The 16607-nt window shown below is 36.3% G+C and carries 16 protein-coding genes; 11 read left to right on the forward strand and 5 right to left on the reverse strand.

The genetic code is table 11. The annotated features are described in order from the left end of the window. The first annotated feature begins 11 nt into the window (after positions 1-11). The 6 genes from BGO88_RS14875 (at position 12) to BGO88_RS14900 (ending at position 6038) form a co-directional block, all read left to right on the forward strand. Positions 12-1652, forward strand: coding sequence for a glycosyl hydrolase family 28-related protein (locus tag BGO88_RS14875; RefSeq protein WP_286707391.1), 1641 nt, complete (start codon positions 12-14; stop codon positions 1650-1652). Between the two features lie 226 nt (positions 1653-1878). Further along, positions 1879-2190, forward strand: a complete 312-nt coding sequence (locus BGO88_RS14880; RefSeq protein ID WP_286707392.1) for a hypothetical protein — start codon at positions 1879-1881, stop codon at positions 2188-2190. A gap of 173 nt (positions 2191-2363) precedes the next feature. After that, positions 2364-2753, forward strand: coding sequence for a hypothetical protein (locus tag BGO88_RS14885; RefSeq protein WP_286707393.1), 390 nt, complete (start codon positions 2364-2366; stop codon positions 2751-2753). A 59-nt stretch (positions 2754-2812) separates the two neighbouring features. Continuing rightward, positions 2813-3619, forward strand: a complete 807-nt coding sequence (locus BGO88_RS14890; protein WP_286707394.1) for a hypothetical protein — start codon at positions 2813-2815, stop codon at positions 3617-3619. A gap of 49 nt (positions 3620-3668) precedes the next feature. Beyond that, entirely contained in the window at positions 3669-5480 is a 1812-nt protein-coding gene (locus tag BGO88_RS14895) for a hypothetical protein (protein ID WP_286707395.1), read from the forward strand. 72 nt (positions 5481-5552) lie between these two features. Then, entirely contained in the window at positions 5553-6038 is a 486-nt protein-coding gene (locus tag BGO88_RS14900; protein WP_286707396.1) for a hypothetical protein, read from the forward strand. Between the two features lie 137 nt (positions 6039-6175). Here the strand turns inward: BGO88_RS14900 and BGO88_RS14905 are convergent, their stop codons facing one another. After that, positions 6176-6448 (reverse strand): hypothetical protein, encoded by a 273-nt coding sequence (locus BGO88_RS14905; protein ID WP_286707397.1) that lies wholly within the window; start codon positions 6446-6448, stop codon positions 6176-6178. A 339-nt stretch (positions 6449-6787) separates the two neighbouring features. Between BGO88_RS14905 and BGO88_RS14910 the strand changes: the two genes are divergently transcribed. Further along, positions 6788-7132 (forward strand): hypothetical protein, encoded by a 345-nt coding sequence (locus BGO88_RS14910; protein ID WP_286707398.1) that lies wholly within the window; start codon positions 6788-6790, stop codon positions 7130-7132. Between the two features lie 89 nt (positions 7133-7221). Here the strand turns inward: BGO88_RS14910 and BGO88_RS14915 are convergent, their stop codons facing one another. The 3 genes from BGO88_RS14915 to BGO88_RS14925 all read right to left on the reverse strand — a co-directional run bounded on the left by BGO88_RS14915 (position 7222) and on the right by BGO88_RS14925 (position 11539). Further along, entirely contained in the window at positions 7222-8790 is a 1569-nt protein-coding gene (locus tag BGO88_RS14915) for an NAD(P)/FAD-dependent oxidoreductase (protein WP_286707399.1), read from the reverse strand. A 123-nt stretch (positions 8791-8913) separates the two neighbouring features. Continuing rightward, positions 8914-10446, reverse strand: coding sequence for a T9SS type A sorting domain-containing protein (locus BGO88_RS14920; RefSeq protein WP_286707400.1), 1533 nt, complete (start codon positions 10444-10446; stop codon positions 8914-8916). A gap of 31 nt (positions 10447-10477) precedes the next feature. Next, on the reverse strand, positions 10478-11539 hold the full coding sequence (locus tag BGO88_RS14925; RefSeq protein ID WP_286707401.1) for a DUF2891 domain-containing protein: 1062 nt from the start codon (positions 11537-11539) through the stop codon (positions 10478-10480). 228 nt (positions 11540-11767) lie between these two features. Here BGO88_RS14925 and BGO88_RS14930 point away from each other — a divergent pair, with 228 nt between their 5' ends. Beyond that, positions 11768-12004, forward strand: coding sequence for a hypothetical protein (locus tag BGO88_RS14930; RefSeq protein ID WP_286707402.1), 237 nt, complete (start codon positions 11768-11770; stop codon positions 12002-12004). Positions 12005-12134: 130 nt separating this feature from the next. Here BGO88_RS14930 and recQ read toward each other — a convergent pair whose 3' ends face one another. Beyond that, positions 12135-14330, reverse strand: a complete 2196-nt coding sequence (recQ, locus tag BGO88_RS14935; protein ID WP_056068620.1) for a DNA helicase RecQ — start codon at positions 14328-14330, stop codon at positions 12135-12137. Positions 14331-14416: 86 nt separating this feature from the next. Between recQ and BGO88_RS14940 the strand changes: the two genes are divergently transcribed. From BGO88_RS14940 to BGO88_RS14950, 3 genes are read left to right on the forward strand one after another with little or no spacing between them, the layout of a single operon-like run. Then, positions 14417-15382, forward strand: a complete 966-nt coding sequence (locus BGO88_RS14940) for a KpsF/GutQ family sugar-phosphate isomerase (protein WP_180326457.1) — start codon at positions 14417-14419, stop codon at positions 15380-15382. Positions 15383-15385: 3 nt separating this feature from the next. Next, positions 15386-16213: a twin-arginine translocase subunit TatC gene (gene tatC, locus BGO88_RS14945; RefSeq protein ID WP_056068624.1), complete on the forward strand. Its 828-nt coding sequence runs from the start codon at positions 15386-15388 to the stop codon at positions 16211-16213. Further along, positions 16197-16544 carry a carboxymuconolactone decarboxylase family protein gene (locus tag BGO88_RS14950; RefSeq protein WP_056068627.1) on the forward strand — a complete coding sequence of 116 codons (348 nt, stop codon included), beginning with the start codon at positions 16197-16199 and terminating at the stop codon, positions 16542-16544. Before tatC ends, BGO88_RS14950 begins: the two co-directional genes overlap by 17 nt. The last annotated feature ends 63 nt before the right edge of the window (positions 16545-16607 follow it).

Below are 16607 nucleotides of genomic sequence, written 5' to 3' on the forward strand. Positions count from 1 at the left end.
CCAATTATATTATGACAGAAGTATCTAATTTGGCTGCTTTAAGAGCGGTAACACCTCCTACAGGGGTAGTGTTCGTAAAAGATCATGGCACTCCTGGAACAGGCGGCGGCGGTATATTTATTTGGAGAACAGAAACTCCTTTCACTACAGGAGATTACAGTACGGACAATGACGGCACAATAGTAAAATCAAGTACTGTCCCATCCAATTCAGGGAGCTGGGTTCGTTCATATGATGATGTTATAAATGTTAACTTTTTTGGTGCAGTGGGAACAAGTGCCGACTATACAACCCAAATTCAAAAAGCAATTGATTTTGCCAAGCTCAATACAAAAGATAATTCCGCAATGACAGGTTCTACTGTATTTATTCCCAATGGTAGCTATTTTATAAGCACTATTCATCTCAAACATGGAGTAACTGTCGTTGGAGAATCATACGAACGCACCATAATCTATGCACTTGAAAGTAAAGAAGATGAATATATGTTTGATATCGAAGAAGGCATGGTAATGATAAACATATCGCGATTAAACCTTCAGGGGCGTGGCACTCTTCGTGGTGGTTTTTACTTTGAAGCTAAACCACAATTGACTGAACCTTATCATGGCGGACTAATGAATTCACGTATAAGTGATATTTTCATTTATGATTTTAAAGGTCATGGTATTTATCTTAAAGGAGGAGGCGAACATTCAAATTATCTGCTTCCAAACCAATTTAATATATTCGAAAACGTAAGGGTTTTTAAAGGTGCCGATCACACTAACGCTCTTAAGTTAACAGGGCAACAAGGTCAAACCACTTTCCTAAACTGCCAATTCGATGGTTTTAAGCGGAATGAAAAATATGCACTTGGAAAAAATGTACATATTCAAAATACAGCTGAATATCCTTCGGCTGTTATATCATTTATTAATTGTACTGTACAAGATGCAGACTACGGCGTTTTCATTGAATGGGCAGAAAACATCACTTTTGATAATTGCTGGTTCGAAAACCTTGGTGTAGCAATTACAGTTAAAAGTAATTTTCAGGATGAGTATAATGATAACCCATGTAAAAGTATCAATATAGTAAATAGTCGTTTTGCTAATGCTGCAGGTTTTGGCTCAAAATCTATTGGACCTGGTAATGTCAAACCTGGACAATGTATTAGCATTGATAAGTCATTTGTCACCGCAAATAATAATTATGTGTGTATATCAGACATTAATTCTCCAGACTTTGACTCCAATAGTCTTTTTTTAATATCGACACCTAGTCCTTTAGGTGGAATAACTGCAGAAGGTAATGCATTTCAATTACCTATACTTGGAAAGACATATGGCATCATGCAGATTAGAACTGTAAATGCAACAGACAATAGTCTAAATTGTTCTGGACATAAACTGGTTTTTGCAAATTCTACAGGTGCTTTTATTAAAGATATTTTATCTACCATTAATGCAGGAGAGTATTTAGCGATTCGAGCCGATCAAAGTTCTCTTACTTTTAAAAATACAGGAAATATAGCTTTTCTTACTACTAACCCCGATCAATCATTTACTATAAACAATGGCGAAATTGCAACTTTCGTTAAAATAGATAATTTTGTAGGAACCTACTATGAAACATTTCAATTGGTTTCAATCCAGAAAGTTATTACATAAACCCTCAATATACTATTTCAATAGATTTTACTAAATATAAAACTTTATTTAAAAAGACTATCCTATGATGGTCTTTTTATTTTTAATATTTAAAAGTACCCGCTTTCACAATATCTCAGATATTAAAAAACACTCCATTTTAAGGGAAACCTTAAAAAAAGCAAAACACAAAAATCTAGTTTTGGTAAATAACGGCTTAAAAGCCTAGTAACACAAAACTAAATTTATGGAAACAAAAACCAACAAATCAAAAACAATCTTCAGTGTAATAATTTTTATTGGCATACTCTGGTATTTCTTTGGCGGCGGATTAGAAAAGCATGCTACTAATGAGATGCAGAAAATTGAAAACCAAGTAGCTTTAGATGCAGAACAGCAATATGAAATTGCAAAAAATGGTGGCGACCAAATGCAAACCTATGTACAAGCCGGCATAGTTGCGGCATCCTATTTACAGGCAAAAGACAAAGTCAATTACAATAAGTGGAAAGCGATTGAAAAAGAAGAAGGAAAAAAGGCTGGGATATTTACAGAATAACACAACCTCTCAACATTTCAAAATTTTATAAAAAGCAACACTAGCAAACTCATTTTTAATTGCGATTATTTCATCGGAAAATACGCGCATTTTGTCTAGTATTCTCAAAAACAAGACTAACATATACCTACAAAGTATATATTTGAAATAAGCAACATCTTAAATCCCCCAATATGAGAAGATTTTTACTTCTGTTACTTCCTATATTATTTGTGTCTTGCAATAGCTATTATTATGTTATACTTGAAGAAGACACTCCTCTGTACGCTTCACAAAATGACAGCGAAACCAAAATCGTAGTACCTGCCAACTCCTATGTCTTCATTGATAGTAAATCAAAATCCTATCGAAAAATCAAATACAATAATTATAAAGGCTGGGCATATTCTCCAAAGTTCAATCACACAACAACCCGAAGTTCAACCAAAACAAATTATTCACAAAATAGTTCTAATTATAATTCTTCTTCAACTTCAAAAGAAGTACATGTAAAAGGCTATTACAGAAAAAATGGCTCCTATGTAAAACCTCACACAAGAAGTGCTCCAAGAAGAAAAGGTTAAGGATGATCATGATTGTAATAAAGAAACGTATTATTTTAAAACGAAACCAATAGTATAAAATGAAAAAAACTTTTACTCTGATACTTCTATTTCAATCAATACTTAGTTTTTCACAAGTTCAAACGAAAACTCAAAAGACTATAAAAATATTAGACCCTCAATCATTTTATTTAAATGGTGGGACACGAAATATGCTTGGCGGAAATTCAAGAACCGGTTTTAAAATTGATTTACCTCCAAATACGGTTGAATGGTATTATGCATTTACAACAGAGCCTTATAAAAATAATACTCAAAATTTACTACTTGAATATCAATTACGATCCCTTTTACAAACAACAGGTATTTCCGGCGGCTTGTTAAGTCTTATAAAAATCCCAACCGGACAAGGTTTAATAGATATTTATTTAACTGACAAAAATGGGTATGATAGTTTCTTTGAAAAAGATTTTTTTGGCACATGGAAATATATCTCTCCAGGTTACACTATAGAAGGTTCCAGAAAAAATGCAAAAGATGCAAAAGTAAAAATTGATGATCTAAAAACAGGAAGCCATTTCCTTGTAATCAGAAATACTTCCGCAACAACTGGTGTCAATGTAAAATTGGAAGCTGTTGCTATTGTAGAAGAAGTCACCACAGATTTAAGCACATGGGATAAAAAAACCAAAGACCTATTGTTTAACAACTTAAGAACCGACATGAAAAATGCATTTTATCAATACAATGATGATAAAATTGATGAAATAACGGGTTGTGTTGTCACAAAATTTACAGCTGATTTAAAACCGACAGACATTTCTACATTAGCTGAATATGAAATAAAAGCTATTATAAAAAAATATTTGACGGAATGTAATTTGTGAAAATTACAGCCAAACAGTACAAATAAACATCTCTATAAAGACGAGTATTATGAATGAACAACAAAAATTAGAAAATATTATCATTAATGAAAATGCTTATTTTTTTTCAAACGACAATAATATTCGTATTACAAATAGTAAAATTAACCTATTATTTAGAGAAGTTTCATCCGTTAAAAGTGGAAATTATCTTCTAAAAAAAATTAGAGAAACAATAAATGTTGATGGAATTAATATTATATATTCATTCTGTACCTTTAAATTTAATTCAAAACCAACTTTTATTGATAAAGTTGTTAATGATTGGATTGAAACAAAATTGGCTTATTTATTAATAGTTGAAGTTAATGATCATATTGTTATAAGTAGAAAAAATATTTCAAAGGTTCAGGATTTTGTTAAACAATTCAATGCTTTAGATTATTCAATATTGTCAACACTTTTTGTAACTGATGAAACTTTACTTGAAAAATTTAATTTGAAAAATTTAAATGTTTCAGATAAAGCTTTACGGGAAAAAAGTTTAGAAGCAATTGATCTCCGTGAAAATTTTTCAGCTTTAGGAGCAAATAACTACATGCTAAACTCATTAAGAGTAAATAATAACGATGAAAAAATATCACTTAGCTTAAATTCATCACGTATAAATAAGTTAGGAAGAAAAAATTCAATCGAACAATTCTGTGGATGGGCAAAAAATCTTATTGATCAAATAAATGGTCACACAGATAGAGCCACATTTTTATCTGTCTTTGCCGAGCCACAGGATTATGAAAGCTTAAAAGACTCTATTACTCCAATTTCAGTATTGTTTGTATTTAGTAAATTATATAATGATTTTGAAAATGGTATTATTAACAGATCATTTATTGAATATATACATAATGACGGAGAAATAATTGAACGTAATATAGATTTACTTAAACATTTAAACAAATTTGAAAGGTTATCAAAAGTCGAAGAAGACAATAATCTTTATTTTATAAATAATAATAGTGTCAACGACATTCAATTACGATTTAACGAAAAATCTATTTCTATCAGATCTCAAAAACTAAAGAGTATAATTTTGGAGCGTGATAATGGCACACAATTATCGCTGATAGATTACATCAACACTTCAGGAGGATATGTAATTAATTTTGAAAATATAGATCTGGTATATAGCAATCGTAAATTATTTAAAGACAATCGCTTACTTGGAAACATTGAACATTTCATGAAAATTTTTATTTCACATCCTGAATTAAATAATTCGTTAAGTGAAAAAGGAAGTTTTATACCTGTACAAATTGACTTTAACAATAATAGTTTATTCAAATTTGTGGAAGACACATATTTGAATGATTTTGATTACTTTATTTGTGATGACCTTGGTAGAGAATGGGCAGACCATATTGGTATCAATGAAGATAAAATAGTATTATTTCATTCAAAATTTGATACTACACAATTTTCTGCCTCTGCATTCCAAGATATAGTTGGACAGGCACAAAAAAACTTAGGAAACGTTAGCCCGCAAGATTATCAACTAGATGGTAAAAGAGACTTTTGGAATTCACAATACATCAGTACTACAGGTGTTGCAACTTCAATAAATAGACTGAGAAAAGGTGACAATATTAATAATGCAATAAACTTATATAAATCTGCAACTAATAATCCTAATTTCCATGGTGAAGTTCATCTTGTGATTAATTTTATTTCTAAATCAAACTTAGAAACTAATCTTAAGCTCTTGAAAGCTAATACCCCTTTTGGGCAAAGAAATGAAACTATCCAGATACTGTGGTTCATATCTTCTCTAATTGCAAGTACACAAGAGGTTAATACAAATGTTTTTATACATACAAAACCTTAAAATTTGCTAAAAAAAATTCGATTAAAATTTTTATAAAAACACATTGTAACATCTATAATAAGAACCAAGTGAATGGAATTAGAGGTTAAAAATAAAATTATTGCACTGGAAAATTTTTTCAAGTCTATGAAAGCTCTTCGTGATGAAAAAATTCTTATTAATAAAAAAGATTTTACCTGTCAAATTGGGGAATGGCTCGTTGAAGTATTATATAATGGGAAACGAGCTCAGAATGGAATTCAAAAAGGCTGGGATGTTCAAGTAAATAACAAGTATATTCAAGTAAAAACACATGCAAAAGCATCCAACAATACGAATCGATGGTCGGCTATTGAAAAAGAGTCTTCCGAAAAAATCGATGAACTTATTATAATAATTTTTAGCCCTGATTACAAACTAAAAGAGTTTTATAAGGTTCCTTGGGAAGAGGCTATTCTTCATATTAATTTAAGAGGTAAACAAAAACCAAGACACGAAATAAATTGGAGTTCAATTAAACAATTTCAAATTCAAAATAATGAATTACCAAATCAAGAACTAATTTCATTTCTATCGTAATGTCATTTTCTAAATGACCCAAAAAAGTACATTAGTTAAAATAATCTCTACCAAATAGCATTTTTCAGAAAGAGAATTTGAAGAAATAGAAAAGAATAATAATATTTTCTATGGAAAACCGCCTTTCGGAGATTTCCCTATATACCCTCAACTCCTTCCCACAAACACTTCACACTAAAAAGCGCCCGCTTTTCGTCAGCATTTATAGAAATATCCGAATGATATAAAGCCATATCATGTACCAATTTTAGCGACTTCGATAATTCCGAAGCGCCATAAAACAAAACAAATTCAATAAATTCAGATTGAGACGGTGTAAGCCACACCTTTACCTTTGATACGTTTCGTGTATTACCCGCTGTGTCGGCTGAAGGATTCAGCTCGTCACCTTGACCTTTAGAAGTTTGCATTTTGTATGGATTATAAGTTCATAAAAAAAGGAGAGGTCACTGCAAACTTCGTTAATTTTTACATTAATCAGTCTCGGGACTTTCACCCGTTTGCCTCTCCCAAGGTACATTTCAAAATGGATTTGTGAATAATGTATCATAAATTAATAAAGTTTGCATTACAAACATACATCTTATTTAAACACATAGCCATTTGTAATCATTTATATACGGATAATTACAAAACGAATAAAGCTATCCATTATTTTCCTCATATACGGAAATCCGTAAACTTTCTAAAAATCAATACATTATATTTGATTATTGCGCTTTATTATTAACCATTTACACATTTACATTATGAAAAAATTACTTTTATTAGCAATCCCTTTATTGCTGTTTGGATTTACATCACTCAGCAGTAGCCCTAAAAAAGAAGCCGCTACTCACAAAAAAATGCTTGCCAATTCTTTGTGTGTTGCATCCTGTACATCAACGCATATCAGGGTAAAAATTGCAGGAGACCCTCTTCCTCCGGGAGATATCAATTGGTATGTGAACGGGATTCATGCTGGTGCCGGCGGACGTATCTTTAACGTGCCTAAAACGGCTATAAACGTATATGTTACAGTAGGCGGAGTTTTGCTAACAGGAGATACCGTAGCAGCTTTGAATGCACAATGTGCCGCACCTCATTGCCCATAATAATTACAAATTCGTGATAAACAAAAAGCCTCTATTTGATAGAGGTTTTTTATTGTAGGGCTAATTCGTCCTGTGTTCGTTTGTAGTTATCAGGTCGTAGCAATCCCCAAACTCTCGCCAATCTTTAACGCACATTTTTCCCCATCAATAGCGGCAGAAATAATTCCTCCGGCATAACCTGCGCCTTCTCCACACGGATAGAGTCCTTTGATTTGCACATGCTCTAACGAAAAGTTATCTCTTGGAATACGCACCGGCGAGGAAGTTCTTGATTCCGGTGCATGCAAAATAGCTTCATTGGTCATATAACCTCGCATGGATTTGCCAAATTGCACAAATCCTTCGCGCATAATCTGCGTTAAAAAGCCCGGAAAAACCTGTCCCAGTTCTACCGGAGTGGTTCCCGGAACATAAGATGTTTTTGGAATATCGGCAGAAACCTTACTTTGCGTAAAATCAACCATACGCTGTGCCGGAACCCGTTGGGTTTCGCCCGCCAAATGCCAGGCACGCTGTTCGATGCTTTTTTGGAACTCCATTCCCGCCAAAGCGCCAAATTTGGCAAACGGTTTAAAATCTTCCAGTTTGAGTTCGACTACAATACCAGAATTGGCCGTTTCCTGATCACGCTTGGATGGCGACCAACCATTCGTCACTACTTCACCCGGACTTGTAGCACAAGGCGCAATCACGCCACCCGGACACATACAGAAGGAATACATTCCCCTGCCATTTACCTGTTTTACGATAGAGTATGGCGCTGGTGGAAGATAATCGCCACGGAAATCGCAACTGTACTGTATGCTGTCAATCAGCGTTTGCGGATGCTCCGCACGAACACCCAAAGCAAAAGGCTTGGCTTCGATAAAAATTTTCTTTCGGTCAAGCAATTCAAAAATATCCCTTGCCGAATGGCCAGTAGCCAATATGATTTTTGAAGCTTTTATGATGTCGCCCTTTTGGGTTGCTACTCCTTCTACTTCGTTGTTTTTTACTAAAATATCGGTTACTCGCGTATCAAACAAAACGACACCTCCAAACTCGATAATCTTTTCGCGCATGGCCTTGATGATTTTCGGTAGCTTGTTGGTCCCGATATGCGGATGCGCTTCTACCAGAATTTCTTCTGAAGCTCCAAAGCCTACGAACAATTCCAAAATACGGTCTACATCGCCACGTTTTTTAGAACGCGTATACAATTTACCGTCAGAATAAGTTCCGGCTCCGCCTTCGCCATAACAATAGTTGGAATCTTCGTTTACGATATGATCTCTGTTGATGGCTTTTAAATCACGGCGTCTTTCCTGCACATCCTTGCCACGCTCCAACACAATAGGCTTTAGTCCCAATTCAATCAATTGCAAGGCTGCAAAAAGCCCCGCAGGCCCTGCACCAATAACAATTACTTCCTGCTTGCCGGACACATCTTTATACTCCGGAAGGGCAATTTTGGTTTCTTGAAAATCTTCTTTCCAATAGACCTGAATCTTCAGATTAATTTTGATAGCTTTTTGCCGGGCGTCAATAGAACGTTTCAATATGGCAATATGCCTGATTTCGGCAGGATTTACCTGCATCAGTCTGGCAACATGTCCCGTCAATAATTGTGAATTGGCAGCCACTTCGGGCGCTACTTGTATTTGAAATTCTCTTGGCATGGGGCAAAGGTAGAAAAAGGATTATTTTTTACCATAATTTAATGGTTTTTCATAAATCAGAGATTGTAAAATAAAAAAGGTTCAGCTTTCGCCAAACCTTTTTATAAAAACTAAAATATGATTTTATTTCTTGATAAACTTGTAGTTCATCACCTGATTGCCTACTTCCATTTTCACGAAATACATTCCCGTTTGCAGTTCAGAAACCGGAATAGAAGTCACATTTGCTGCGTTTGGAACCTGTTTTACCAACATTCCGTTAATGGAGTATATCGCAATGTTTGAAATCACTTCGTTGGTTCTGTTATCAATGTTTAAAAGATTTGAAGCCGGGTTTGGATATAATGAAATCAAGTTGTTAAGAGCATGTTCGTTAACACCCAAAGCCACTGCCCTCTCTAAGAAGTCAGGCAGACCGTTATTGTTAGTATCATCGTCGGCCGGGTTATTGTTTCTGTTATAATCCTCATTGATTGTCAGGACACCATCACCGTCATCATCATTATCCAAATAATTTGGAATACCATCATTATCTGTATCTAAAGCAGAATTGGCAGCATCTGAATTTCTTCCCGAAGTAAATACATATTCAAAAGAAGTCAGCACCATATCTCCATCATCATCATTGTCAAGGAAGTTTGGAATACCGTCTCCATCCGTATCATCATTTTCAAGATTTCCGTCACCATTCAGGTCTTCAGAAGCTGTTGCGACAGTATCCAAATCATAATCCACATTACAATTAATGGCTCTAAGAATCACTTTAGTAACCTGTCCATTATTTTCAGCGTAAATAGTTTGATCAGGATAGAGATTGCTGTAAGTTAACATTATCGGACTAACTTGATTATACAAATCTGCTAAAGTTTCATAAAACTCCATATTAGGAGCCGCTAAATCATCTTTAACTACCTGAAGATTGAACGTTTCAAGACCGTCTGAGTTAGCGTCACATTTTGTGTATTTATACGTATTTACTTCTGACGGAAGGCTAAATCTCCAGCCTTCCTGAGTTGCCGACCATGAACCTGAGTTTCTTCCGGGAGGTGTCAGTGCTATAGTTCCTGTTTCATTGACTATACCTGTCACTGCCATTCCGTTATTCCATGCAGTACAACTTGGCTTGCTTATGATCTGTACGTCGATAGTGTTTAATGTTTCATAAAGTACTGCCTGAAATGTACTTTTCTGAGTTGAGCAAGGACCATACTGAGGTTGGTTAATAAACATCAATATGAATTTTCTGTAAGGGGCTGCACCTACGATTGAGTAGGAAATGGTTCCCGTTCCGCCGCTATTATTCAAATCGTGATAACAGGCCAGAATTGCGTTTTTAATTCCAAATCCTGCATTTGGGATTGGAGTTGTAATCTGCCACGGTCCGTTTTGATTAGCCAGATTTGTCCTAAAATCGATGTATCCGTTTGAAGATACAACCAATTGATTATAGGTGTTGCCATAAAAAGTAAAGTTAAACGGCAATGTTATGACCGGCGAATTACGGTCATCTACATTAAATAATGGCGTTGGCGAGATTAAAGTATAGGCCTGATGTGGTATCGCTGATACCGTATATTGCGCATTACCTTTGGTTGAAAGGAAAAGCAAGGGAAGCAATACGCCAAATAATTTTTTAGTTAAGTAGTTGTTTATCATACGTTTGTTTTATTCAAATATACAAAAAAACTTACTTCAAGTTATTCTTTTCTTCATAAGCCCGCAACGCAAAAGAAGCCAGCCAATGCTCACCTTCGTAGTTCCCATCGACCACAGATGGCAGGGAAAAATCCAGATGTTTGTCTGCCGCATCCTTTAAATACCAAAACTCTTTCGGATATTGTTTGATTAAGGAATATAAGTTCCAGGCACGACTAAAGTTTAATCCGTCTAAGTGTACCAAATGTCCGTCTGTGCGGTCTGAAACTTTTGCCACATCCCACGTAAACCTTTTATTAAAAAGCGATGGCGCAAAGCTTTTCATCCATTTGAGGAATTCTTCACGGGGCAGAATACGCTGCATAATACCCATTTCTTCCAGACAAGGCGAAAGAAAATCGGTTCCGCTGGGCTCCCATGCAAAAGGGCAGTCTTTATCGTTTTGAAATAAGCGCATCGCATTTACCCAAATACTTTTTTGCAAAGCCTGATTATTGGAATGCACTGCATAATCCCATGCAAAATTCAATCCGAAAGCTGTATTCGCATGCGTTCCTGCCCGTACCGGATATAATAGCTTTGGCAAAAATTCGATATATAGTGTGATAATAATATCCGACAGCGGTTTTAAATTATCTGCCAGTTCTTTTGCATACGGTTCGTTTGAAGTTTCCAGTTCCAATTGCAGTTTCAGCAACCATGCCCAGCCGTAAGTACGTTCAAACGATTTTTCATGTTCTTTGGAAAGATAGGCTACTTCCTGCTGTATATTTTCTTTGGAGAGGTTTACCTTTAATTTCTGTATGATTTCATCACGTTTGTCTAAATCCGGAAATCGCTTTAGCAGATAAACCAAACTCCAGTGTCCGTGAACGGAGGAATGCCAGTCAAAACAGCCGTAAAATGCCGGATGCAATTTTTTAGGCGATTGTAGTTCTGTAGCATCCTGTAATAATTGTCCTAATTTGTTAGGATATTCCTGTTGCAGGCATTTGATGGGTAAGGTAGCGAGATGGTTTGCTTTTTCTAAAGTCAGTTCCTGTGAAAAACTGAATTGAAAACAAAAAAGAAAGAGATAGTGGGATATTTTCATGATACATCTTTTCCCAAATATAAACTTTATTGACTATCTGAAACGTATACCAAAAACAAATTTCAATAATTTTTGCGTCTTTGCGCCTTTGCGTGAAATAGTGGCTCGCAAAGGCGCTAAGACGCAAAGTTTGATGTTAGTGATTTAAACTTTTGTGACTATTTCTATACAAAAAAAGAGCAGGCGATTATAAGTTCGTAGATTTGCATTTTAAAAAAACAATAAAGAATGTCCAGAAGAATTAAACTTATATGGGATTTCAGGGGACCTGCCAGCACCAAAACCGCTGAACATCATGAAATCCACCTTAAAGAATTTATCGAAGCTGAAAAGCTTCCGCTTAACATCACCGGATTCGAAACTCTACACGAAATGCACGCCATAGCTTTTATGGTCGTGGAAGAAGAGAATATGATTGCGGTGAGAGATGCTTTGAAACCGCATAGAGGGGAAATCTGGGAATAGTTGATAGTTGAAAGTGGATAGTCGATAGTGGGGAGTGAGTGTAAAAAATAAGATTTCAGAAAGCAGTTTGCAGATAAATCCTTATCTTTATTCTACTTTCTGAAATCTGAAATCTGAAATCTGAAACCCCCTAATTCGCTACTTCGCTAATAAACTTAATGCGCATCAAACGAAGTTCTTCAATGTCATAATCGCCATCAAATTCCTTAAGGGCGTCTTTTATATTATCGGAATCGGATTCCATAAAATATTCATGGATTTCTTCCTGTTGGTCTTCGTCTAAAATATCGTCAATCCAGTATTTGATATTCAGTTTGGTACCGGAATAGACAATCTGCTCCATTTCTTTTAGCAAAACGTCCATATCCAATCCTTTGGCTTTTGCGATATCGTTTAGGGAAAGTTTTCTGTCTACGTTTTGGATGATGTATAATTTCAAAGCCGAATTCGCTCCTGTCGATTTTACAACCAAATCATCCGGACGGATAATGTCATTATCTTCCACATAACGTCCAATCAGCTCAACAAAGTCTTTACCGTATTTCTTGGCTTTTCCTTCTCCAACACCGTGAACGCTACCTAATTCTTCAATAGAAACCGGATATTTCAAGGCCATATCTTCCAATGACGGATCCTGGAATACCACAAATGGCGGTACGCCCAGTTTTTTGGCTACTTTTTTACGCAAATCGCGCAGCATGCCCATCAAAACCTCATCGGCCGTACCCGAAGATTTGGCTGCTGTAACGATAGCCTCGTCCTCTGATTCGTTATAATCATGGTCTTCAGACATCATAAAGGAAGTCGGGTTTTTGATAAAATCCGCTCCTTTTTCTGTAAGTTTTAATATGCCGTAGGTTTCAATATCTTTTGACAGATAACCGTCTACCAAAACCTGACGGATTAAAGCCATCCAGTAACGCTCATCAAAATCGGCACCGCTGCCAAAGAAACTCTGCGCATCGGTTTTATGCGCTTTGATGGTAGCGTTGATTTTTCCAATCAGGGTGAAAATAATTTCTTTTGATTTGTATAGGTGTTTGGTATCGCGAACAATCTTCAGCAATTTGACCACCTGGTCTTTTGCCTCGACTTTTTTCTTCGGATTCCTTACGTTGTCGTCCATATCGGCACCTTCTCCTGTTTCGCTGTCGAATTCTTCTCCAAAGTAATGCAATAAGAATTTCCTTCTAGACATGGAAGTTTCTGCATAAGCAACCACTTCCTGCAAAAGTGCAAAACCAATTTCCTGTTCGGCCACCGGTTTTCCGGCCATAAATTTTTCCAGCTTTTCTACGTCTTTATACGAATAATAAGCCAGGCAATGACCTTCGCCGCCGTCACGCCCTGCCCTACCGGTTTCCTGATAATAGCTTTCCAATGATTTTGGAATATCATGGTGAATGACAAAACGAACATCCGGCTTGTCAATTCCCATTCCAAAAGCAATTGTTGCTACCACCACATCAACATCTTCCATCAGGAACATATCCTGATGTTTGGCACGTGTCTTGGCATCAAGTCCTGCATGATACGGAACCGCACTGATTCCGTTTACCTGCAAAACCTGCGCTATTTCCTCTACCTTTTTACGGCTAAGGCAATAGATGATTCCTGATTTTCCTTTATGCTGTTTGATGAACCGGATGATGTCCGATTCAATATTTTTAGTTTTTGTGCGTACTTCATAAAACAAATTCGGACGGTTGAACGATGCCTTGAAAGTCTTGGCATTGACCATATCCAGGTTCTTCAGAATGTCTTCCTGTACTTTTGGCGTGGCCGTAGCCGTGAGTCCGATTACGGGAATATCTCCCAGTTGTTTGATGATGGTACGGAGGTTTCGGTATTCCGGGCGGAAATCGTGTCCCCATTCCGAAATACAGTGTGCTTCGTCAATCGCCACAAAAGAAAGCGGCACACTTTTTAGAAACTGTATGTATTCTTCTTTGGTAAGCGATTCCGGGGCTACGTATAATAGTTTTGTGATTCCGGAAACGATATCTTTTTTTACCTGAGCTATTTCGGTTTTTGTAAGTGATGAATTTAAAACGTGGGCGATTCCATTTTCTGAAGAAAGGCTTCGGATGGCATCCACCTGATTTTTCATAAGGGCAATCAGCGGAGAAACTACAATTGCAGTACCTTCCTTGATTAGGGCCGGAAGTTGGTAGCAGAGGGATTTTCCACCACCGGTAGGCATAATAACGAATGTATTATTTCTGTTTATGATACTCTTGACAACTTGTTCTTGCAATCCCTTAAATTGGCTAAAGCCAAAATATTTTTTTAATTCTTTGTGGATGTCAATTTCGTTTGAATTCATTCTTTTTTAATGGTATTTTACATAAATTTGCACAACATAAAGATACAACTTTCTTTTATAACCACAAATTTTATAAAAAATCTGTTTTGATAGAAAAAGAAGCAATATTGGCGTCTGCCAAAAAAACAATATTAGCTGAAAGTAAAGCAATTGCAAATCTTTCAGAACTTCTCACCAACGATTTTGCCGAAGCCGTAGAAATCATTTTCAAGTCAAAAGGTCGCCTGATTGTTACCGGAATAGGAAAAAGCGCAATCATTGCCCAAAAAATTGTGGCGACGCTCAATTCAACCGGAACTCCGTCCATGTTCCTGCATGCTTCAGAAGCCATTCACGGCGATTTGGGAATGGTACAGCAAGACGATGTCGTTATCTGCATTTCAAAAAGCGGTAACAGTCCGGAAATCAAAGTGCTGGTTCCGCTACTAAAACGTTTTGGAAACATTTTAATTGCGATTACCGGAAATTTAACTTCTTTTCTTGGAAAAGAATCCGATTATGTCTTAAATGCGTATGTTGAGTCAGAATGTGACCCAATTAACCTTGCCCCTACCAACAGCACAACGGCTCAACTCGTTATTGGCGATGCCCTGGCTGTGGCCTTGATGGAACTTCGCGATTTTAAGAGCGAGGATTTTGCCAAATACCATCCGGGTGGTGCGTTAGGAAAAAAATTGTTGCTTCGCGTAAAAGATATGCTCGACACGACTCACAGACCTGTCGTAGCTCCGGATTCGAGCATCAAAAAAGTTATTGTGGAAATTTCTGAAAAAAGACTGGGTGTTACAGCCGTGGTAGAAAACGACAAGGTAATAGGCATCATTACTGATGGAGATATCCGAAGAATGCTTAACGACCGTGATACTTTTAACGACCTGACTGCAAAAGACATTATGACCAAAAATCCGAAGATGATTAAATCCAGCGATATGGTTGTTGATGCGTTAAACATCTTGGAAGATTTCTCCATAACACAGCTGGTTGTAGTGGATGAAGGCAATTATTTAGGTGTAATCCACCTCCATGATATTTTAAAAGAAGGAATCGTATAAATTATGGCTAAAAAGAAAAACGTAAACGAAATGTCGTTTCTGGACCATCTGGAAGAACTCCGATGGTTGTTAATCAGAAGTACATTAGCTATAGTCATCGCTTCTACTGTTGCATTCTTCTTCAGTGATTTTATTTTTGACAAAATTATATTCGGGCCAAAAGACCCTAATTTCATCACTTACCGTTGGTTTTGCGAAGTGAGTAAATTCTTCGGAAGTACGGGAGAAGGTTTTTGTGATTATAAAATTAATTTTGACGTACAGAGCCGTGTCATGTCCGGACAGTTCAATGCGCACATCTGGACCTCTATAACCGCCGGTTTTATTCTTGCCTTTCCTTTTATTTTGTGGGAATGCTGGAAATTTATCAGCCCGGCATTATACGATAAGGAAAAGAAAAATGCCAAGCTGTTCCTGGCCGTGGCTTCTTTCCTGTTTTTCCTTGGAGTTTTGTTTGGCTATTTTATCATTACGCCGCTTTCCATCAACTTCCTGGCCGGATATCAGGTGAGTACGCAAATTCATAACGATATTGATTTGGATTCCTATATCTCACTAATACGAAGCACTACGCTGTCGTGTGGTTTGGTTTTTGAATTGCCAATTGTTATGTTTTTCCTTTCCAAATTAGGATTGATAACACCTACATTTTTAAGGAAATACAGAAAATACGCTATCGTTATCATCCTGATTATTGCGGCTATTGTGACACCTCCTGATGTGGTGAGCCAGATTATCGTGACAATTCCATTATTAATATTATACGAACTCAGTATTTTTATTTCGGGCTGGGTACTAAAAAATAAGCTGAAAAATGAGCAATCTAGTTAAAGAATTCAACGATTACCGTCAGGTAATGAATGAAAAACTGCTGAATGACGACAACAAAGTCATCAAAAGGATTTTCAACCTTGATACTAACGCCTATATGGAAGGCGCACTAAATGTAAAGACCAAAGAACTGCTTGGATTGGTAGCTTCTGCCGTTTTGCGTTGCGATGATTGCGTAAAATATCATTTGGAAACCTGTTACAAGGAAGGTATCACAAAAGCAGAAATGATGGAAGCGATGAGTATTGCTACTTTAGTAGGCGGTACTATCGTAATCCCGCATTTGAGAAGAGCTTACGAATTTTGGGAAGCCCTGGAAGAAAATAAATAATTGTTAATTAGTAACCGCATTTTTCTGAATAGTCGTTTATTTGTTCGGCAATTTTATAAAGAT

This window comes from Flavobacterium sp. 38-13 (genome assembly GCF_001899155.1).
GTDB classification, from domain to species: Bacteria; Bacteroidota; Bacteroidia; order Flavobacteriales; family Flavobacteriaceae; genus Flavobacterium; species Flavobacterium lindanitolerans.

Bases quoted from the DNA above. Each gene is read 5' to 3' on its own strand.
- BGO88_RS14875 (WP_286707391.1), top strand. From the start codon at position 12: ATGACAGAAGTATCTAATTTGGCTGCTTTAAGAGCGGTAACACCTCCT.
- BGO88_RS14880 (WP_286707392.1), top strand. From the start codon at position 1,879: ATGGAAACAAAAACCAACAAATCAAAAACAATCTTCAGTGTAATAATT.
- BGO88_RS14885 (WP_286707393.1), top strand. From the start codon at position 2,364: ATGAGAAGATTTTTACTTCTGTTACTTCCTATATTATTTGTGTCTTGC.
- BGO88_RS14890 (WP_286707394.1), top strand. From the start codon at position 2,813: ATGAAAAAAACTTTTACTCTGATACTTCTATTTCAATCAATACTTAGT.
- BGO88_RS14895 (WP_286707395.1), top strand. From the start codon at position 3,669: ATGAATGAACAACAAAAATTAGAAAATATTATCATTAATGAAAATGCT.
- BGO88_RS14900 (WP_286707396.1), top strand. From the start codon at position 5,553: ATGGAATTAGAGGTTAAAAATAAAATTATTGCACTGGAAAATTTTTTC.
- BGO88_RS14905 (WP_286707397.1), bottom strand. From the start codon at position 6,448: ATGCAAACTTCTAAAGGTCAAGGTGACGAGCTGAATCCTTCAGCCGAC.
- BGO88_RS14910 (WP_286707398.1), top strand. From the start codon at position 6,788: ATGAAAAAATTACTTTTATTAGCAATCCCTTTATTGCTGTTTGGATTT.
- BGO88_RS14915 (WP_286707399.1), bottom strand. From the start codon at position 8,790: ATGCCAAGAGAATTTCAAATACAAGTAGCGCCCGAAGTGGCTGCCAAT.
- BGO88_RS14920 (WP_286707400.1), bottom strand. From the start codon at position 10,446: ATGATAAACAACTACTTAACTAAAAAATTATTTGGCGTATTGCTTCCC.
- BGO88_RS14925 (WP_286707401.1), bottom strand. From the start codon at position 11,539: ATGAAAATATCCCACTATCTCTTTCTTTTTTGTTTTCAATTCAGTTTT.
- BGO88_RS14930 (WP_286707402.1), top strand. From the start codon at position 11,768: ATGTCCAGAAGAATTAAACTTATATGGGATTTCAGGGGACCTGCCAGC.
- recQ (WP_056068620.1), bottom strand. From the start codon at position 14,330: ATGAATTCAAACGAAATTGACATCCACAAAGAATTAAAAAAATATTTT.
- tatC (WP_056068624.1), top strand. From the start codon at position 15,386: ATGGCTAAAAAGAAAAACGTAAACGAAATGTCGTTTCTGGACCATCTG.
- BGO88_RS14950 (WP_056068627.1), top strand. From the start codon at position 16,197: ATGAGCAATCTAGTTAAAGAATTCAACGATTACCGTCAGGTAATGAAT.